A 19,489-nucleotide genomic window follows, 5' to 3' on the forward strand; every position below is an offset into this window, starting at 1 on the left:
GCAGCATGCTGTTTATTATCGTGAGTAGTTAAGTGAAAATAGCTTAATTGTCGAATCGAATTATTAATGCCTGTCAGCGAGCTGACAGGCATTTTTGATTTTTGCATGATTAAACATGTTATTGATCAGCTGATTTTACCTGTGTTTGTAGCAGTTCCTCAAATTCAGCTCTAGGTAATGGCTTACTGAATAAGTAACCCTGGCCATAATCACATTTTAATGAACGTAGCAGATGATACTGTTCTTCAGTTTCTATACCTTCAGCAACAACCTTTAAGTTAAGTCCATGTCCCATGGCGATCGCTGCCCCGACAAGTTCCAGATCGCCAGGATCAACGGTAATATCATTAATGAAACTTTTGTCTACTTTTAAGGTGTCAAACGGATAACTACGCAGATAACTGAGTGACGAATATCCAGTACCAAAATCATCCATCGAGATGCTGACACCAATATCATTTATGCTGGTTAAGTTACTATTGATAATCGGGTCACCATTAAGTAATACCCCTTCGGTGATTTCAAGTTCTACAGAACTGACGTGGATCTGGTGTTTCTCAAGCTGCATTTTAAGCATATCAATAAAGGTATTTTCCCTAAATTGCTTAGGGGAAACATTGATAGCAATTTTAAATTGAGACTGAAACTGTTGCTGCCATTTTTTCGTGGCATTAAATGCAATATCAATAACATATTGACCGATAGGGATGATCAGTCCGGTTTGTTCCGCAATAGGAATGAATTCATCTGGTGTTACTTGGCCGAGTAATGCATTTTTCCAGCGTAAAAGCGCCTCAGCACCAATAATGTTACGACTTTTTATTTCTACAAGTGGCTGAAAGTAAACCTCGAATTCTTTTCGTTTCAAAGCATTACGTAATTGCTCTTCAACTCTTAGACGTCGATTTATATCCTGGTCCATTTGGTGGGTATAGAAATTATAGGTATTTCTACCGCGGTCCTTTGAATAATACATGGCAGAATCTGCCTGTCTAAGTAGCTCTTTAGGATCTTCGCTGTTATGCGGATAAAGAGCTATACCAATACTGACGGTAGACACTAACTCACGATTGTTGAGCACAAAAGGTTGGTAAAATCGTTTGAGCATTTTAGTGGCAATAACTTCAACTTCAGCGGGCGAGTTAATATTGCCCAATATAATGATAAACTCATCGCCGCCTAACCTACCTACGAGATCATTATTTGATATCGTGTTTTTTAATCGAGCAGCGGCTTGGACTAATAGTTCATCACCAATAGAGTGGCCCAAGGAATCATTCACTTTTTTAAAATCGTCTAAATCTAAAAATAATACCGCGACATTATTTTGGCTTTGAAACGCATCTTTGAGCATTTGCGATAATCTCTCGAGTGAGAGTAGTCTGTTGGGCAAGCCTGTTAAGCTATCGTAGTGAGCCTGTTGGATAATTCGCTCTTCTTGCAGCTTATATTGAGTCACATCCTGTTTTAGAGCTAAATAATGTTTAGCGACGCCAACGTTATCAAAAATAGGTGCGATATGTGCGTGTTCCCAAAAAATATCGCCATTTTTCTTTTTATTTTGCAGTTCACCTTGCCACGCATCCCCTCTAGAAATGGTATCCCATAATTCCTTATAAAGTGACTTAGGGGTTAATCCTGACTTCAATATACTTGCATCCTGACCAATAACGTCACTGGCGCTATAGCCTGAAATCCTTTCAAATGCACTATTAACATATTCAATTTTGCTGTCGATATTAGTTAATATCATTGATATGGGGCTTTGTTCTATTGCTTGTGACAGAGTGAGAGCTTGTTCTTCTGCCTTTTTTTGGGCGCTTAAATCGATATCGATGCAGTACATTTCTGCTTCGTTGTCGGCATTGTTCATTAATGCATGAGATGAATAAACGGCAACATTGCTGCCATCAGCATGCCTTAGAAGTAACTCTTCCGCTGGGATCGGGATACCATCATTTATCCACGCATTAACATTATTTATCACATGCTCCCGATATGGCAGAGGAATAATGAGATCTTCTAGTTTTTTACCCATGGCCTGTTCTTTGGTATAGCCATACAGTTTTTCACTGGCATGATTCCAAAAAATGACCGAGCGATCTTTATCATAACCTTGGACGGATATTGCGGGGATTTTTTCAAAAATTTGTCTGAATTTAGATTCACTGCGTAATAGCTTTTGTTCGGCATTAATACGTTCTGAGATGTCTCTAACAAAACAGAAAAACATTCCTTCATCACTATCCCAAAAGCTAATATTCACCTCAACATGAAATAAATGGCCTTGTTTATGTCGATGAAGCGAAGTGAAGTGTAAACGTTTTTTTCGCTTAGCTCTGTCGATATTTTCATCAGAAAATTGATGTTGGTTACTGGTTTCAATTTGGTTAATGGGCATGTTTATTAGCTCTTTCATGCTGTAACCGGTCATATTTACAAAGCTTTGATTTGCTTCAATGATATTGCCTTCAAGTGAGGTAATTAAAAAGCCATCTTGGGCAGTACTAATAATGTTGCGGTAAGTTGTTTCACTGCGACGTAATTGTTTTTCAATGTGTTTTCGATAGGCGAGATCTCGTCCAACACCAACAATGCCGTTAATGTGTCCTAATGAGTCTGTAAAAGGTGTTTTCTGGGTGCTAAATATATGTGCAATACCATCAGATGTTGTAATCCATTCTTCATTTCTCCATGGTTGTTTTTTCTGTAAAACAAAACGGTCTGCTTCGATAAACTTATTTGTTTGTTGCTCATCAAAGAGGTCACTATCTTTATGATATTTAATTTGTTCAGGTTTTAGTTTTAATAGTTCAGCAAATGCTTTATTACAGCCTAAATAGATCCCATCGATCGATTTATAGAAAATAATATCGGGAATGCCATCAATGATACTTTGTAATAGGTTTTTTTCGGTTTCAAGAAGGGATTTATTATGCTGCAGTTCTTGTGCTAATTGCTGTCTTTGCTGATGTTGTTTTAACAGTAATCCCAATAACATGGAGCCACAGGTATACACTGTAAGTATGGTAGGGCTGATAGTGAGGATGATGTCGTATTTATCTTCAACAGGTATTAATAATACATTGAGTAACGCGGCTAATTCTACTACCAGGCTCATTAGTAGTAAGTTTTTCCAGTTTATCTGCTTGTTTGATGATTGAATCCAGTATCGCCAACCTAAGCCAATGGCAGAACTGATGAAAATAATTAATGTACCAGCAAATACCCCCGCACCACCTTGATAAATACGAAACCATGCAGCGAGTAAAGAGCCAATCAATGTCGGAATAAAACCAAAAAACAGACCACTTAAACTCAATAAAATCCAGCGAGCATCAAAAAAAATTCCTTGACGAAATTCCCAAGGATTGATCATTAAACTCACCGTAATCATGCCGATAAAAATGCCACTTAAGACATCTTTATATTTTGGGGAAACGATGTTTTGTAGCGTAATTGCATCATAAATAACCACAAGAGCCAGTAATAACACGGCGTTGCTCATCAAACTGAAAAAACTATCCATTGCTTCTCCGCACAAAATCGCATTGCCTTGTTTTACTTTAGTCCAAATCTACCAATAAAAAAAATATCTACTTAATATGATTATCTTTCCTAACGTGCGTCTGCACCGTATTAATATGCTGAGTAATAATGTCTATAAATGTATTTTATCAATGGATGAGAAATACAAAGAGCAAAAAGGTAGCCAAGGCTACCTTTTTGGGGGAACTTACAATTGTTTACTATGTAAGGTTTATATGTCGGTTATTTATTGTCAGAGCGTATCACCAACTCAACGCGGCGATTTTGCTTTTGGCCATTCCATTGCTTGTACTTGGCACCGTTGCATTGATATTTGGTTTCTATGAGCTACCGGGTTAGTCAGCTTTAATGTCAAAAGCTTTTATTACGATGAACCGTGATTGGTAGATAAATTATAACTTACAGCTATACCATTCACAGCAGGTTAATGTTGTACTTTAAGTGCTGTAATGGACCGATTTTAATGGCTTATTTAACGAACAACTAACAGGATGTTATCGATGAATATGATGAAAAAAGCCAGCTTACTGGTGGCTATTACTACTGCCATTACCACAATGAGTTTTGCTGCATTGGCTAGTAACCAAGCTGCTATTGATGCATTTGAAGCTAAAACGAAGCCCATAGCACAAGATGCAAAAGTGCTATCCGATAAGCAGCTAGTCTTGATGCAAGAGTTTAATCAGCTTATGGATTCTGGCAATGCGTCGGCTGTATTCCAAAGTGGCAAGGTGCAAGAATTACAAGCACTCGGTGAGCAGACGTTGGTGCAAGCTAGGTTGTTTGTCAAAGAGTATCAGCAGTTTTTATCGCAATTACCTGAAACATCTACCTGTTATACGCCAGAAAACGTCACAGAATATAATAGCCTCATTGATGAGCTCTCTGCTAATAACCAGTCGTTATCTGAATTGAGCGCGACAGTATCACCCGGCGATGATGCAGGTGCCACCATGGCATTATTAAATGTACAAATGCATGCTGGGCGGGTTAGCTCTTTTGTACAAATGTTCCAGCTGGTGAAGATGTGTTACATAACCGAAGCTATGGGTTACACCAAGCAAGATGTTGAGCGTATGCAAGCGGAAGAAGATGATGAGCAGTAAAGCTGAGAGTGTAGATCTATTGTCTAATGTTTGTATGTGGATTCTTTTGCGTTTGATCACTTATCGATTTTATCATTATTGCTGTTAGTAGCATTAAAGATAAACAAGGTAATATGATTAAGCGAGATAGAGTCGCGGCTAAATAGATAATCCCCATAAGCGGAACCTATGGGGGTCATACAATAAGGCTGATATTATTGAGTATTTATAAAAAGCTAACCGGCAGCAAAGGCAAATAATTGGCCGCGGTTTTTAATCTTGGTCTTTTTATAAATATTTTGGACGTGCATTTTGACTGTGTTAACCGAAATGTTGAGCTCTTTGGCCATTTCTTCGTTGGTTAATCCATGCAGTATGAGTGACAAGACTTGTTGTTCTTTTTTGGTGGTGACCGCAAGTATTTTGGCGCGATTACCTGATGATGGAATACGCTTTCTTTGCAAGATATATTTGGATACCGCTTTGGGATGGAAGCTGATTTCTCCATCTTGTACTTTTTTGATACTTTGTATTTGGTGGGCTATATCGTCATCGACACTGATTGCACCATGAAATCCTGATGAAATAAGAATAACTTCTAATTCCGCATTTAATGCAGGACAAAATGCGATATGCAAATCATTTTTAAATAATTCGACGCATAAATAGCCAATATCTTGTAATGGATTTTCAAGATAATGAACCATAATATTGGTGTCATTTTCCAGACTAGACGCGTTGGATAATTCTGATAATGCATCACTAGCACTAGTCGGAATTAAGTTAAATTGGATAAGGTTCGCAAGGTGCTGAAATTGCCCATGAAGAAGGACAGGGAAATCTACAATTAGAAGGTTATTGTTGAACATGTCACATTCCTTGTTTAAAAACACAGCGTCCTGTTGCTGTCATCTATCAGTCTTTATCGTAATAAAGCGGGTAAAATTCTAGCATATCTAACATAAATAAAAAAACCATTCTGTATTAATTTTGATCAACATTATGCATATCAAATGTTTATCTCTATAAATACATAATCAAACACTAAGTGCTTATATTAATTGTTTTTTATATAAAACTGGCTTTTTTAAATTTGGTACAATCTCAATTCTACAGCATTACAACCTCTTTGAATACTGTAAAATGATTAATTTACAGACTGAAGATATCTTAAGTGATATGTCATTTATGCTGTAGTAAATGTGAGTTTTGTAAGCCCTTGAGTTTAGCGTTTCGGTTTTCTTGAGTGGCTAACTTTACCTTTGTTTGCTGTCGGCTTTTTAGGCTTAGCTCCTCTATTTTGCATAAAATGCTCAGGGCCTTCAATTTTATCTCGTAAGCTTTGGGTGGGCTTTTTCTTGGCTTTTTTTGGGGCGTTTTTGACCTCTGACGAGGAATGCTCAATTAATTTCATTAAGGTACTGAGCTCTTGCTCATCTAAATCCCGCCATTCTCCCACTGGCAACCCTTTAAGCGACACGTTCATAATCGATTGGCGTTCAAGTTTAGTGACTTCAAAGTTGAAGTGTTCACACATCCTGCGGATCTGACGATTAAGGCCTTGGACTAATATAATTTTAAATACAAATGTTGAAACTTGTTCAACTTTGCACTTTTTAGTGATTACCCCTAGCATGGGCACACCCGCTCGCATTCCTTGTAAAAAGGCTTCTGTGATAGGTTTATTAACGGTGACCACATATTCTTTGTCGTGATTATTACCGGCTCGGAGGATTTTATTAACTAAATCACCATTGCTGGTAAGAAAAATTAATCCTTGCGAATCTTTGTCTAAACGACCAATTGGAAATACACGTTCGCTGTGGTTAACAAAATCGACAATGTTATCACGCTCGGAGTTTTCAGTAGTGCTCACAATACCCACAGGTTTGTTGAGTGCAATAAACACTAAATCTGCTTCATCTCGAGGGGCGATATCATGACCATTCACTTTTACTTTATCGCCGAATTCGACACCGTCACCAATTTTGGCACGCTTACCATTGATAAATACATTACCTTGTTCAATATAGCGGTCTGCTTCACGACGTGAGCAAATACCACTCTCACTAATGTACTTATTTAGACGGGTTGCAGATTCACTCATAGTGGTTCCTTTAACAATATAAACGGGCGGTATGGCTAAGCTAGATCGGCGCAAATAATATCATAAAATACAATATTCTGTTCACCGCTATTTGTGGCTTAGTATGCTGTTGGTGTTGGATAAAAGTGAATGTTACAAATCAAAGCCCATTTGCGTTGTGCTGTGCTGATGTTGCGGTAATAAATTGATATCTGGCAGCGGCGATGCACTGTGTGTTAGTTGCTGTTGGAGTAAGCGGTATAAATCTACCGCAAGTTGCGGTGCCGCATGATTATCTGGAGTGTGGACAAACAAATAAGGCTGCTTACCTTGAGCTATCCAAAGTGGTAACTGTTTAAGCCAGTTTTGGAAAAAATGTACGTTGGCTTCATCTTGTGGGTGACCAATAAAGCGCACCACTGGATTGTTGGCGGTAGCAATAGCGTGTACAGGTACTCGGGGCTTTTTTTTATGAGCATCAATGACGGCAGGTGTAGTTGGTGCGGCGGCAAAAACCGGCCGAGTGTCCATAATAATTCGATTACAATGATGGGTGATAAGCAAACGGTTTAATGCTTGTTCCGCTTCTCCTTTAGCAAAAAAAGCACTGTTACGCACTTCTACGCCATAAGTTAACCCTTGAGGAACTTGAGTTAAAAATTGTGCTAATTGCGGTAACGATTGCGGCCCAAAGCTGGCGGGAAGTTGGATTTTCCATATCCCAGTGCGAGTAATCAGTGGTTCCATGACGTTGAAAAAATGTTTCAAGGCAGGACCTGTATGTTGTAGCTGTAATTCGTGCGTAATCTGCTTGGGCAGTTTAAAGGTAAAACTAAAATTGTCATGGGTTGCTGCGTACCAATTTTGCACGTTTTGTAACGATGGTATGGCATAAAAAGTGGTGTTGCCTTCGACACTATTAAATATTTCTGCATAGCGTGCTAGCCGGTGAGCTTGGCTATTACCGTAGATAGTTTGTTGCCACTGATTTTGTGACCACATGGCCAAACCTAGTCGCAATGGTGGATACTGTGTGTGCGATATGTTGTTATCCAAAACAATCCTTAGACTTGATAAATGCTTCTTGTGCCAAAACAGCGATATTGTGGTAATAAACGTTTAAAAAACAATATTTAGTTATTTTGTCTATATCTAATGGCTTTACCCATCTGATAAAATTAACACAATATACATCCGCGATGTGTTTAACATATCAACGACAAATAAAATGGTGCGTTATTGTGATCTTATGCGTTAGATGGAGAGTTCGTGTCTAGTCCAAATACAGACAGTCAGTTTGACAATTATCGGCCTAAAACGTCTCCCGCCAAACCGCTACCGGTTCGTCGCAGTAAAGCGGGTTGGCTGTTGATAGTATTATTATTAGCAACCGCTTATCTGGTCGAGTTTGAGGTAAGAACATCGTATTATCAATCTTATTTTTTGCACCAATATGCCAGTAAGTTAACCTACAAAACCCGAGATTATCGCAGTGATGCGGTCATCTATCCGCAATATGGTCCGTTTGATGAGCGCCATGGTTACAGTCAATTACCGAAGAAAATTGCTCGATTAATTGAGCGCAATTACCAAATTACTCAGCAAGTCGCGTTTTCGCCGATGTTGATGGATTATACCCAAAAAGGTTTTTTCCCGCCGTATCATGAAAAAGCCCAATCAGGGTTAAGTATAAAAGATTGTCGTGACATGACGGTATTCGACTTCTTGTACCCTAAACGTGTTTATCGAGATCAAGATAAAATTCCAGATCAAGTGGTTAACACTTTGTTGTTTATTGAAAATCGAGAAATGTTAAGCCCTGAAGCTAACTATAATCCTGTCGTTGATTGGCCTCGATTTGTGTTGGCTGCAGCAAGCCAGGTTGCGGATATTTTTGGTGCTGATATGTCTAAAGCTGGTGGTAGTACCTTAGCCACCCAAATTGAAAAATTTAGGCATTCAAATCATGGCTTAACCTTAAGTATTAAAGACAAATTATTGCAAATTGGTTCGGCCATTGTACGAGTGTATCAGCAAGGCGAGAGCACCGTTGGCGCTCGGCATCGCATAGTACAAGATTATCTCAACACAGTACCATTATCATCGGCTCCCGGTTTTGGTGAAGTCCATGGTATTGGGGATGGTTTATGGGCTTGGTTTAAAACTGATTTTAATCAGGCCAACCAATTACTATTGAGCCGTCATACACCACAAAATGGTGCTCAGCGTGGCGAGGTGTTTCGTCAAATTGTGGCACTTATGATAGCCCAACGTCGGCCGTCATATTACTTACGCCAAGGTCATGATGATTTAGAGTCGCTTGTAGACAGTTATTTGCGTTTATTGGGTGGCGATGGCTTGATTGAAACGCAATTGATGGTGTCTGCTCTTGAGCAAAAACTAACATTTAATAATAGTAAGTTGGCAGTCACTAACTTGCCTAGCAATAAAGGGGTTAATGCAGTAAGAATCCGCACCGCGGGCATGCTCGACTTAAGTTTGTTTGATCTTGATCGCTACGACTTATCGATTAAGAGTACATTTCATGGCGACTTACAGCAGCAAGTTAGTGATTACTTACGCAGCTTAGCTTTTGAGCCAAATGCACAGCGCATAGGATTATTGGGAGAACGTCTACTGTCGGTACCGCAGTTAGACAAAGTGCTCTACAGTTTTACTTTATATGAAAGCACCGATAGTGCTAATCGCGTCCGCATTCAAACCGACAGCATTGATCAGCCGTTTGATATTAATGAGGGCAGTAAATTAGAGTTAGGTTCGACAGCGAAACTGCGAGTACTAGCCACATATTTAGATATTATTGCAGAGTTACAACAGCGATTTTCAGCCATGACAGTGGTTGATTTACGCCAAGTGGATGTGGAGCGCAAAGACAAAATTACCCGTTGGGTGGTCGATTATTTAATTACCACCCGTGACCGTAATTTAACCCGAATGTTAGATGCCGCTCTTCAGCGCGAATATTCGGCCTCACCAGAAGAACGATTCTTCACTGGCGGCGGTTTGCATGTATTTAACAATTTTAATAAGAAAGAAGACAGCCGCGTACCAACCTTATATCAAGCGTTACAAGAGTCGATAAACTTACCCTTTGTGCGCTTAATGCAAGATATTGTTAATTACAGCAGTAGTTATAACAGTGAAGGCAGCGTGTCACAGTTACTGCGTAATGATAAAGATCCTCGTCGAGAAGAATACCTCAAAGCATTTGCTAAACGGGAAGGCAGTTCGTTTGTAAAACGTTTTTATCGTAAGTATCGTCACTTAACGCCAGAACAGCGTCTTGATATGTTTTTTGATGGTATTCAGCAACAGGAACAAAAGCTAACTGCCGTTTATCGTTATTTAAAACCCTATGACGGGGTCCGTGAGTTAACAGCCTTTTTAACTGAGCGTTTACCGAGCAAAACATTTACCGATAAACAAATTAATCTGTTATACAGCAAGTACGGCGAAGAAAAGTTTAATCTGGCTGATCAAGGTTATATTGCTCGGGTTCATCCATTGGAGCTGTGGGTGTTACGTTATTTAAATGACTACCCACAAACCGAATTGACCCAAGTATTAGATGACGCGCAGCCACAATTACAAGAAGTGTATCGTTGGTTGTTTAGAACTCGTCATCAAAATGCACGTGATGTTCGAATTCAAGTGATGCTAGAAGTCGAAGCATTTTTAAGTATTCATCAGCGCTGGGTGAGAATGGGTTATCCATTTGATTATATGGTGCCATCATTAGGCTCGGCTTTAGGGAGTTCCGGTGATAGGCCTGCAGCCTTGGCGGAGCTAATGGGTATTATTCAAAATGATGGCTATCGTTATCCCACTGTGAGAATTGACCAATTACAGTTTGCAGAAAATACGCCCTATGAAGTGACATTGGCTAATAACAAGCAAACAGTATCCAGAGTGATGCATCAAGAAGTCGCTCGGGCCCTTAAACGGGCGTTGGCTAATGTGGTTGAAAATGGAACTGCCAGAAGGCTTAAAGGCAGCTTGCTAGATAACAACGGCCAACCTGTGATTATGGGCGGTAAAACCGGGACCGGTGATAACCGTATTGCGACTGAAATTCGTAATGGTCGTAAAGTGTCTTCAACGGCAATAAACCGTACTGCGACATTTGTGTTTTATTTGGGCGATCATCATTTTGGAACCCTAACGGCATTTGTGCCAGGAGAGAAAGCCGACGATTTCAGCTTTACTTCCGCACTGCCATTACAAGTGCTTAAAGGTATGATGCCTATTTTAGCGCCAATGATAAATCAAACTGAGCAGTGTCAAACTGGCTTATAGTGGGTTTATTAGGTGTCTTTGAGTAAGCTAGAAAAAAGCTCATGCGACTAAGCATGAGCTTTTTAATTAATTCAATGGCATTAAACACTAAAGAGGCTCAGCATCACCACAATATGACATACTACCGCGACACTGGTTAATATTGTGCGTAATGTGATATAGCTGGTGGTGGTTGATAATTGTTTAGCTTTAAATTCAACATAGAGTAAGTACAGATAACCACTAACGAGCAGAATAAGTGCGGACAATACAAAGGGGGTTAATAGTGCAATCCAGCATCCAAGAGCGATTATGTTACTAATAATCAGTAATTTGGCTATATTGTCATCTAAGGTTAATATGACTGCCTTGCCCCAAAGTGTACCGGCAACAAAGCTTAAAATTACAGCACTATAGCTAACAAACCCTAACATAGTCATTTCGGGTGCTAATAGGCTATGATTGAATGCCAATACACTGAGAATAATAAAAGGTAATAGGCCTGCAAAGCCTAACCATTGCCATGTTTTAATGCTGTTCATCCTGTGTTCCTTAAATGCATGTTGATACGACAACTCATCGTCATAGTGCGTCGATGAATAAACATAACCTCAGCGCTGGATAATAAACGGTTATCAAATTACCCTTTGAGCCACTATCTACCCTGTATCGACTTATAATAGGCAAGTTATTGATGTGTCAATATGCCTTGTTAGTGCAATACGCGGCCAGTTTGTTATTACAAACTTGAAATAAAACCGTTTTTTAACGATTTATCCCATCTCTTATTCAGAGTTGAGGTTATCTATAATATAAATGATCTTGGTGACACAACATAGAAAAGGCGAACCCGAAATGAATATTTCTCTTCATCCCATTACTGAAGCAGATTTAGATATATTGTTTGAATTTGAGAACGACCCTATTGCGAATAAAATGGCTGATTTTCCAGCGCGTAAACGCAAGGCTTTTAATGCACATTGGCAGCAAAAAATATTGACCAATGAGAAAGCCACCGCCCAAGGTATTTGGCTAGATGATGTGCTAGTGGGTAATGTTCTATCATGGATCAATACCGACCCGGCAGCAAAATCTGATCCTCAAATGCGTTTAGTTGGCTATTGGATTGGCCGTGAATATTGGGGCCAAGGTATTGCTACCAAAGCGTTAGAAATGTTTTTAAAGCAATTTATATCGACCCCTGTATTTGCTTACATCGATAAGCAAAACCAAGCGTCACTAGCACTAGCGTATTCAAATGGATTTTTCGACGTCACCGCTCAATATCCCAAGCTAATTAGCAAAGATAATTTACGTTTATTTAGGCGTGGTAATGTGTAATATGCTAGCAGTTTAATACTTACCACCTGATCCACCGCTTCAACTGCCACTTATTAACGTGCTTTTTGGCAGTATTTTCAGCCTGAGATGTTTTAGTCTCTGTTGCATCAGTGTCATTGATTTTAGATGCTACATTGTTAACCAGTTCAGTTTGCTTGGCAGGCTTGAAAATACCGCTCATTAGCAAGAAGTTCACCGTTTCGCGAGCTCATGGCAACATTTAGTGAAAACATCGTTGTAATGAATAAAGCTGCTGATTATTTTAATGTCTTCAGCTGTATATGTCAGATTCATTTCACTCAGTATTTTCTGTCACAATAGGTTCATTGTACTGAAGATGTGTTCAGCATCGTATCAAACGGCTAGTTTCATTAACCACAATCCATATAATCAAAACATAGAGCCTTTGTTTTCACCAGAATGAGCGTGATAAACTGCGCATCCACCTGTTTGGAGTTTTTATGTCTTTTGCAGATTTGTCGCTACATCCCATCTTGATCGATCGTTTAGTTGAGCTTAATTATCAGCAGCCTACACCTATCCAGTTACGTGCTATTCCGATTATTTTAAGCGGTAAAGATGTGATGGCGGGGGCACAAACTGGTACGGGAAAAACGGCCGCTTTTGCTTTGCCTTTACTGCACCACATTTTAAGCAAGCGCACAGTACCAACAACACCAGAAACCCCCAATACCAAGGCCGTCATTAGCGGTTTAGTGTTAGTACCAACGCGTGAACTGGCCCAACAGGTTCAGTCGAGTATCGAGCAATATGCTAAAGGCAGTGATATTGGCTGTGTGATGGTTTATGGCGGGGTGAGTATTGGTGCGCAAATACAACAGTTAGCCGCAGGTACTGATATTTTAGTGGCAACACCAGGGCGTTTATTGGACTTATTACGTAAGCGCGCATTGTCGCTGTCGCAGTTAACTCATTTAGTATTTGATGAAGCTGATCGCATGTTGGACATGGGTTTTAAAGATGAAATAGTCGAAGTACTTAAGCGTTTACCAAGTGCCCGGCAAACTCTGTTGTTTTCAGCCACGTTAGATGACCGTATGCTCAGTTTTAGTCGCCGTTTATTACGATCGCCACAAGTGATTGAAGTGGCCCAACGCAATGTTACAGCCAGCAGTATTGTTGAGCGGGTATTTAATGTTGATGCCAAACGAAAGTGCGCCATCTTGTGTCATTTAATTGCCCAAGAAGGTTGGCAACAAAGTTTAATATTTTGTCGCACCAAACAAGGCGCCGACACACTGGTAAAGCAAATGAAACAAGCGGGAGTTGCAGCAGAAGCATTTCACGCAGACTTATCACAAGCAGTGCGCGAGCAAGTATTGGCCGCCTTTAAAGCCGGCGATGTCACCGCATTAGTTGCCACTGATGTTGCGGCCAGAGGACTCGATATTAACGAATTAAATTATGTAGTTAATATGGAATTGCCGTTTCAAGTTGAAGATTATGTCCACCGTATCGGCCGAACAGGCAGGGCCGGTAAGCCAGGGCAAGCCATTACTTTACTCAGTGTTGATGACGAACCGTTATTGATCAAACTTGAAGTTTTTTTAGATCGACGTTTACCACAACAATGGTTGGCGGGATTTGAGCCTGATCTTGATGTGATCGCTCCGCTAACCCGTAAAACCACTAAGTCTTCATTAAAACAACAAGCGCGTAAAAAGGCGTTGGCAGCATCTCACGGTAAAAAGCGTTAAAAATCTATTTTATTCGCTGAATCGTGATGTGTTATTTAGCCGCCTATTTAATATTAAAATGAGTATCTGAAAATCATCACATTTGGCGGTGTGGTGATTGTCTTTTTATTGCCACATTTTTGTCATCCAGTTTGTACCTTGTTGTCACATTAGACGCTTATCTTAACTGACAAATAATTATACCTACATTTAATCAGTTATTTTCAGAGCATATCTAAGGACTATTTATGAGCAAGGCGACATTTGATCCAACTCGTTTTAACAACAGCAAAAATACACCTTTCAATGAAGTGATGGAAAATCATTTATCGCGTCGTAATTTTGTTAAGCGTGGTTTAGGCCTTAGTGCGATGACTGCGTTTGGTGGGTTCGGGTTAAGTGCTTGTGGTTCTGATAATAATTCTGCAGCAGAAACGCCAACAACGCCTACCGCACCAGTTACGCCAACTCCACCGCTTAAAAGCTCAGCAGTATTAGGTTTTGAGTCTATTGCGGGTTCTAAAACTGATGCAGTAGCAATTCCTGCAGGGTATTCAGCTTATGTATTAGCACCTTGGGGAACGCCGTTAAATACCAAAGCAGCAGCCTGGAAAGCCGATGGCAGCAATACCGCGGTAGATCAAGAAAACTCAGTCGGGATGCACCATGATGGCATGCATTTCTTCCCGCTTAACGATGCCGCAGATGATGGTTTATTGTGTATCAACCACGAATACATAGATGAAGATGCTCTGCATCCAAATGGTCCGACGTATAGCACTGATGGCAAACGCACAGTAATTGATGAAATACGTAAAGAAATCAATGCTCATGGTGTTTCTGTTGTACGAATTAAATTAGTTAGCGGTATTTGGCAAGTGGTTGAAAATGACCGCCACAACCGCCGTTTTACAGCTGCAACTGTGATGGATATAGCAGGGCCATTAGCGTACAGCTCATACCTTGAAACCCGCTATTCACCAGATGGTAGCCAAACGCGCGGTACGTTAAATAACTGTGGTAATGGTTATACGCCTTGGGGAACTTACTTAACGTGTGAAGAAAACTGGCCTGGTTATTTTGTTAATAACGGCACCTTAACGGAAGATCAAACCCGCATTGGTATTTCAACATCTGATACTCGTTATGGTTGGACCCATTTAGCTGGTGATGACGAGGAACGTTTAGATGAATTTTCTCGTTTTGATATAACGCCAACAGGTTCAAGTGCCACAAACGATTATCGAAACGAAGCTAATGGTTATGGTTATATTGTTGAAATTGATCCATACAATCCCAATTCTCGTGCGATTAAGCGCACTGCATTAGGTCGCTTCCGCCATGAAGGTTGTGTGTTTGGTAAGCTTGAAGAAGGCAAACCAATCTCATTTTATTCAGGCCACGATTCACGTTTTGAATATTTGTATAAGTTTGTTTCTGATGCTCCATGGGATCCTGCAGATGCAAATAGCACTAATCGCCTAACTGTAGGCGACAAATACATGAATGCTGGGACTTTATATGCAGCTAAGTTCAGTGAAGATGGCATCGGTGAATGGTTACCATTGACATTAGATGGCATGACGACTGACGGCAAAACTCTTGCAGACAGCTTTGATTCACTCGAAGCCATTATCATCAATACAGCTGGCGCAGCAGACTTAGTGGGCGCAACACCAATGGATCGTCCAGAGTGGACAACCGTAGATCCATTTACTGGTACTGTATATTTAACCTTAACGAACAATAGTAAACGTACCGACAGCACTAACCCTGCTAACCCACGATTAAATAACAACTTTGGTCATATTATCCGTTGGGATGATGGTGAGACTGCAACAGAGTTTACTTGGGATATCTTTGTGTTTGGTTCACCAGCTGATGGTGATGCCGAGACCAACTTATCTGGCTTAACGGATTTAAACCAGTTTGCTAGCCCAGATGGTTTATCGTTCGACCAGCGCGGTATTTTGTGGGTACAAACTGATAATGGAGCCTCGGAAGTCACCGAAGAAACCAACGATCAAATGTTGGCAATTGTTCCATCAAGCATGCTTGATGCCGATGGTAAACAACAAGTGTTGACCGCAGACAACCAAACTCAGCTTAAGCGTTTCTTTGTTGGCCCTAATGGCTGTGAGGTTACTGGTTTTGCGATTACGCCAGATTATAAAACGGTATTTGCTAATATTCAGCATCCTGGCAACTGGCCATATTCAGACAAGGCTGACGAGATAACACCTGCAGGGATTACAGTGCGTCCACGTGCGGCAACTGTGATGATCCGTAAAAACGATGGTGGTGAAGTGGGTATCTAGTCTGAGTGATTATCATTAAAGATAATCGATTAGATTTAGACTGATTTCTGACTACTTTTCAAGTAGATAAAAATCCTGATAGACTTATGCTATCAGGATTTTTTTTACCTTTATACTATTGATAATTCATTTTATTAAGTGTTTAGTTTAAAAGGTTTTTTAAAGAATAGGTTTATAAGGACAACCATGCTAAATGGAATTCATCACGTCGCGATTATTTGTGCCGATTACCCACGCTCAAAAGCGTTTTACAGCCAAATATTAGGCTTAAAAGTTATTGCGGAACATTATCGCCAAGCACGTGATTCTTACAAACTCGATTTAAGCTTGCCCGATGGCAGTCAAATTGAGCTGTTTTCATTCAATGGCGCACCGCCAAGACCCAGTTATCCAGAGGCTCAAGGTTTGCGCCATTTAGCGTTCAAAGTTGATGACATCGATGTTGTAGTTACTCATTTGCAGCAGAATAATATTTCAGTTGAGCCTGTACGTATTGACGAATATACCGGCAAACAATATACCTTTTTTAGCGATCCAGATGGACTTCCGTTAGAGCTTTATCAAGTCAGTTAACTTATTTCGACCAGACCGCTCTTTCTGAGCGGTATTCAAACGGTTACTAATAACGCCTACCTGTGTGTTTATTTCTATATTTTGTTAATTAAATCGCACTCCGCATGAATCTTTACATAAATGATAATGATTTGTATTTGCGATCTTTGTTTCATTTATGTAAAGTGCAGCACATAAATGAAATTTAGTTAATGCTTATTAATAACAGGATGATGTTAAACATGAAGTCTAATAATTACAGTAAGTTATCATTAGGTGCTCAAGCGGTAGCTGCAGCATTAGTATTCAGTAGCCCAGCGCTATATGCTGCAGATACTAAAAATGAAACTTGCGATAAGGATATATTGGCGAAATGTAAACCAGCGCAAACGGACGAATCTATAGAGCGAATTCGTGTTCATGGCGTGCAAAACTCGGTTTACATGTTTAATAACTCTGCCGATAAACGTCGGATGGCTGCACTTGTCGATACGCCGCAAGTGATTACCGTGTTAACTCAAGATCAAATTCAAGAGTCAGGTAATACTGATTTAAAAGACATTTTGTCAGCCCAAGCCGGTGTGACCCTAGGTACCGGTGAAAACGGTAATGCGTTCGGTGATCGCTATATTATTCGTGGCCACGAAGCTCGTAGTGACGTGTTTGTTGATGGACTACGCGATCCTGGCATGACCACTCGTGAAAGTTTTGCTACCGAGCGTGTTGAAATAACCAAAGGTCCTAGTTCAACATTTGCTGGCCGTGGTTCATCAGGCGGTGCCATTAACAGTGTGACTAAAAAAGCCTCAGTAGCTTACGATTTTGGCCGCGTCGATCTTGGTGTTGGCACTGACGATCATACTCGTTTAACGGTTGACTATAACTTACCGATATCTGAAAAAGTGGCAGTGCGTCTTAACGGATTAACGGCTGAAGAAGACAAGCCCGGTCGCGAAGGTATTACGAGTGAACGTCAAGGTGTGCAGTTATCAGGTGTGTACGAAGCCACCGATGCATTGTCATTTACTGCCGACGGTTACTACCTAGACGCGAAAGATGTACCAGATTTAGGCAGTTATTTTGATCGTGAAACCCGTGAACCGATCAAAGATATTCCTGTGTACGCTCAAGATGGTGACTTTTTAAATTCAAAAGTATCCACGTTCACCTTACGTACCGAATATGAGTTAAATGACAGCATTACTTTGTACAATGCGACACGTGTTGGTCATACCGAAAACGGCTACATTACAACAGGTATGGGCGGCTCGACGCGTGCAGCTACCGATCCAACAGCACCTGGTGCTAGCACTCTAACGTTGAGTACTCATCAAGGTAATCAAGATGTTGATTATGTCAGTACTCAGTTCAATCTATTTTGGAATACCCAAGCACTTGGTTTTAATCACAAGTTAGTATTTGGCCTTGAATATACAGATGAAAATGTCGACAACGGCGTATATAGCATCACCAACAACAATCAGGGTAATTGTTTAACTAATGGTCGCGGTGGCGTATCAGAGTCATATTGTATTATTGATGGTAACGGAAATGCTGTCGATAATATTGGCCAATTAATGAATCGCAGCTATGTTGATGGTGGCTCAGATGCTGTATACGACATCGAAACCGTATCGGCATACGTAATGGATACGGTCGAATTAACCGATCAGCTAGCCTTATTCTTTGGTTTTAGACAAGACAGCTTTGATTACAGTAACGACACAACGGGTCGTGGTGGCGAAGTGGATTATGCCTATTCAGATACCATGTACAACGGTAATATTGGCTTAGTTTATGACTTATCTGAAGATGCTAATATTTACGCTAATTACAGTACTGCCACTAACATCAATGGCGGGGAGTCTGACTTAGGGGCTAACTGCGGTTATGGTGGTATTTGTGGTACGCCAGATCAGGCAACTGAAGCTGACGCTGAATTAGTTGAAAACTTGGAGCTTGGTACCAAGTGGATGTTGTTCGACGACAAAATGATGTTTTCAGCATCGATTTTCCAAATCACGAAAAGTGATGTAATGGAAAGTGTTGGCGACAGCTACTCAACTTTGGGGACACTTAATACAGGTAAAAACCGCGTTAAAGGTATCGAGTTTGGTATGGTCGGCAATATTACTGACAAACTCAGCATACAATTCTCGGCAGCTAAAATGGATTCAGAAATTTTAGAGTCTTACAATCCAGCTAACATTGGTTTAGTACTGAGTAACTTTGCAGACGAAAGCGCTTATTTACAGCTACGTTATGAGCTAACAGAGTCATTCGTATTTGGTGGTAGTTACACTTATCAAAGTGAAATGTATGGTGGACAACCAGACACTGCAGCAGGATATGATAGCGACAATAGCCGTTACAGCATTGTGGTACCTAACTATCAGGTAGTTGATTTATTTGCCAGTTACAATGCCTCCGAGGATTTAACCTTCCGTATAAACGTGGGCAACATACTCAATGAAGAATACTGGACTGCAGCTTATCGTTCTGGCTCATTTATGTACTTAGGTGATGCCCGTAATGCTAAATTATCGATGACATATGAGTTTTAAT

General features: G+C 40.3%; 12 protein-coding genes. 7 read left to right on the forward strand and 5 right to left on the reverse strand.

Going from position 1 to position 19,489, the window contains the following annotated elements; translation table 11 throughout:
- Positions 1-118 precede the first annotated feature (118 nt).
- Entirely contained in the window at positions 119-3,529 is a 3,411-nt protein-coding gene (locus H5123_RS15990) for a PAS domain S-box protein (protein ID WP_182698609.1), read from the reverse strand.
- A 520-nt stretch (positions 3,530-4,049) separates the two neighbouring features.
- Here H5123_RS15990 and H5123_RS15995 point away from each other — a divergent pair.
- Entirely contained in the window at positions 4,050-4,655 is a 606-nt protein-coding gene (locus H5123_RS15995) for a hypothetical protein (RefSeq protein WP_182698610.1), read from the forward strand.
- Positions 4,656-4,870: 215 nt separating this feature from the next.
- Here H5123_RS15995 and H5123_RS16000 read toward each other — a convergent pair whose 3' ends face one another.
- The 3 genes from H5123_RS16000 to H5123_RS16010 all read right to left on the reverse strand — a co-directional run bounded on the left by H5123_RS16000 (position 4,871) and on the right by H5123_RS16010 (position 7,722).
- Entirely contained in the window at positions 4,871-5,503 is a 633-nt protein-coding gene (locus tag H5123_RS16000; RefSeq protein ID WP_124017358.1) for a response regulator transcription factor, read from the reverse strand.
- Positions 5,504-5,859: 356 nt separating this feature from the next.
- Positions 5,860-6,741 carry a 23S rRNA pseudouridine(2604) synthase RluF gene (gene rluF, locus H5123_RS16005; RefSeq protein WP_124017359.1) on the reverse strand — a complete coding sequence of 294 codons (882 nt, stop codon included), beginning with the start codon at positions 6,739-6,741 and terminating at the stop codon, positions 5,860-5,862.
- Between the two features lie 132 nt (positions 6,742-6,873).
- Positions 6,874-7,722 (reverse strand): DUF72 domain-containing protein, encoded by an 849-nt coding sequence (locus H5123_RS16010; RefSeq protein WP_182698611.1) that lies wholly within the window; start codon positions 7,720-7,722, stop codon positions 6,874-6,876.
- A gap of 267 nt (positions 7,723-7,989) precedes the next feature.
- Here H5123_RS16010 and H5123_RS16015 point away from each other — a divergent pair, with 267 nt between their 5' ends.
- Positions 7,990-11,037, forward strand: a complete 3,048-nt coding sequence (locus H5123_RS16015; RefSeq protein ID WP_182698612.1) for a transglycosylase domain-containing protein — start codon at positions 7,990-7,992, stop codon at positions 11,035-11,037.
- 80 nt (positions 11,038-11,117) lie between these two features.
- On the opposite strand, the gene H5123_RS16020 is transcribed toward H5123_RS16015, so the two are convergent.
- The gene (locus tag H5123_RS16020) at positions 11,118-11,558 is read right to left on the reverse strand and encodes a DUF3429 domain-containing protein (RefSeq protein WP_124017362.1); all 441 of its coding nucleotides are present in this window, start codon (positions 11,556-11,558) and stop codon (positions 11,118-11,120) included.
- Between the two features lie 313 nt (positions 11,559-11,871).
- Here H5123_RS16020 and H5123_RS16025 point away from each other — a divergent pair, with 313 nt between their 5' ends.
- The 5 genes from H5123_RS16025 (at position 11,872) to H5123_RS16045 (ending at position 19,488) form a co-directional block, all read left to right on the forward strand.
- Positions 11,872-12,357 (forward strand): GNAT family N-acetyltransferase, encoded by a 486-nt coding sequence (locus tag H5123_RS16025; protein WP_182698613.1) that lies wholly within the window; start codon positions 11,872-11,874, stop codon positions 12,355-12,357.
- A 461-nt stretch (positions 12,358-12,818) separates the two neighbouring features.
- Positions 12,819-14,075 (forward strand): DEAD/DEAH box helicase, encoded by a 1,257-nt coding sequence (locus tag H5123_RS16030; protein WP_182698614.1) that lies wholly within the window; start codon positions 12,819-12,821, stop codon positions 14,073-14,075.
- 227 nt (positions 14,076-14,302) lie between these two features.
- On the forward strand, positions 14,303-16,372 hold the full coding sequence (locus H5123_RS16035) for a PhoX family phosphatase (RefSeq protein WP_124017365.1): 2,070 nt from the start codon (positions 14,303-14,305) through the stop codon (positions 16,370-16,372).
- A 186-nt stretch (positions 16,373-16,558) separates the two neighbouring features.
- Positions 16,559-16,945, forward strand: a complete 387-nt coding sequence (locus H5123_RS16040) for a VOC family protein (protein WP_124017366.1) — start codon at positions 16,559-16,561, stop codon at positions 16,943-16,945.
- Between the two features lie 212 nt (positions 16,946-17,157).
- Entirely contained in the window at positions 17,158-19,488 is a 2,331-nt protein-coding gene (locus H5123_RS16045; RefSeq protein ID WP_404948322.1) for a TonB-dependent receptor, read from the forward strand.
- Position 19,489 lies beyond the last annotated feature (1 nt).

Source organism: Shewanella sp. SR43-4 (genome assembly GCF_014163845.1).
In the GTDB taxonomy this organism is placed as follows: domain Bacteria; phylum Pseudomonadota; class Gammaproteobacteria; order Enterobacterales; family Shewanellaceae; genus Shewanella; species Shewanella vesiculosa.

What these genes read in the sequence shown, in the direction of transcription:
- rluF (WP_124017359.1), bottom strand. Translation starts at nt 6,741, where the DNA reads ATGAGTGAATCTGCAACCCGTCTAAATAAGTACATTAGTGAGAGTGGT.
- H5123_RS16030 (WP_182698614.1), top strand. Translation starts at nt 12,819, where the DNA reads ATGTCTTTTGCAGATTTGTCGCTACATCCCATCTTGATCGATCGTTTA.
- H5123_RS16025 (WP_182698613.1), top strand. Translation starts at nt 11,872, where the DNA reads ATGAATATTTCTCTTCATCCCATTACTGAAGCAGATTTAGATATATTG.
- H5123_RS16020 (WP_124017362.1), bottom strand. Translation starts at nt 11,558, where the DNA reads ATGAACAGCATTAAAACATGGCAATGGTTAGGCTTTGCAGGCCTATTA.
- H5123_RS15995 (WP_182698610.1), top strand. Translation starts at nt 4,050, where the DNA reads ATGAATATGATGAAAAAAGCCAGCTTACTGGTGGCTATTACTACTGCC.
- H5123_RS16010 (WP_182698611.1), bottom strand. Translation starts at nt 7,722, where the DNA reads ATGTGGTCACAAAATCAGTGGCAACAAACTATCTACGGTAATAGCCAA.
- H5123_RS15990 (WP_182698609.1), bottom strand. Translation starts at nt 3,529, where the DNA reads ATGGATAGTTTTTTCAGTTTGATGAGCAACGCCGTGTTATTACTGGCT.
- H5123_RS16035 (WP_124017365.1), top strand. Translation starts at nt 14,303, where the DNA reads ATGAGCAAGGCGACATTTGATCCAACTCGTTTTAACAACAGCAAAAAT.
- H5123_RS16045 (WP_404948322.1), top strand. Translation starts at nt 17,158, where the DNA reads ATGTTAAACATGAAGTCTAATAATTACAGTAAGTTATCATTAGGTGCT.
- H5123_RS16040 (WP_124017366.1), top strand. Translation starts at nt 16,559, where the DNA reads ATGCTAAATGGAATTCATCACGTCGCGATTATTTGTGCCGATTACCCA.
- H5123_RS16000 (WP_124017358.1), bottom strand. Translation starts at nt 5,503, where the DNA reads ATGTTCAACAATAACCTTCTAATTGTAGATTTCCCTGTCCTTCTTCAT.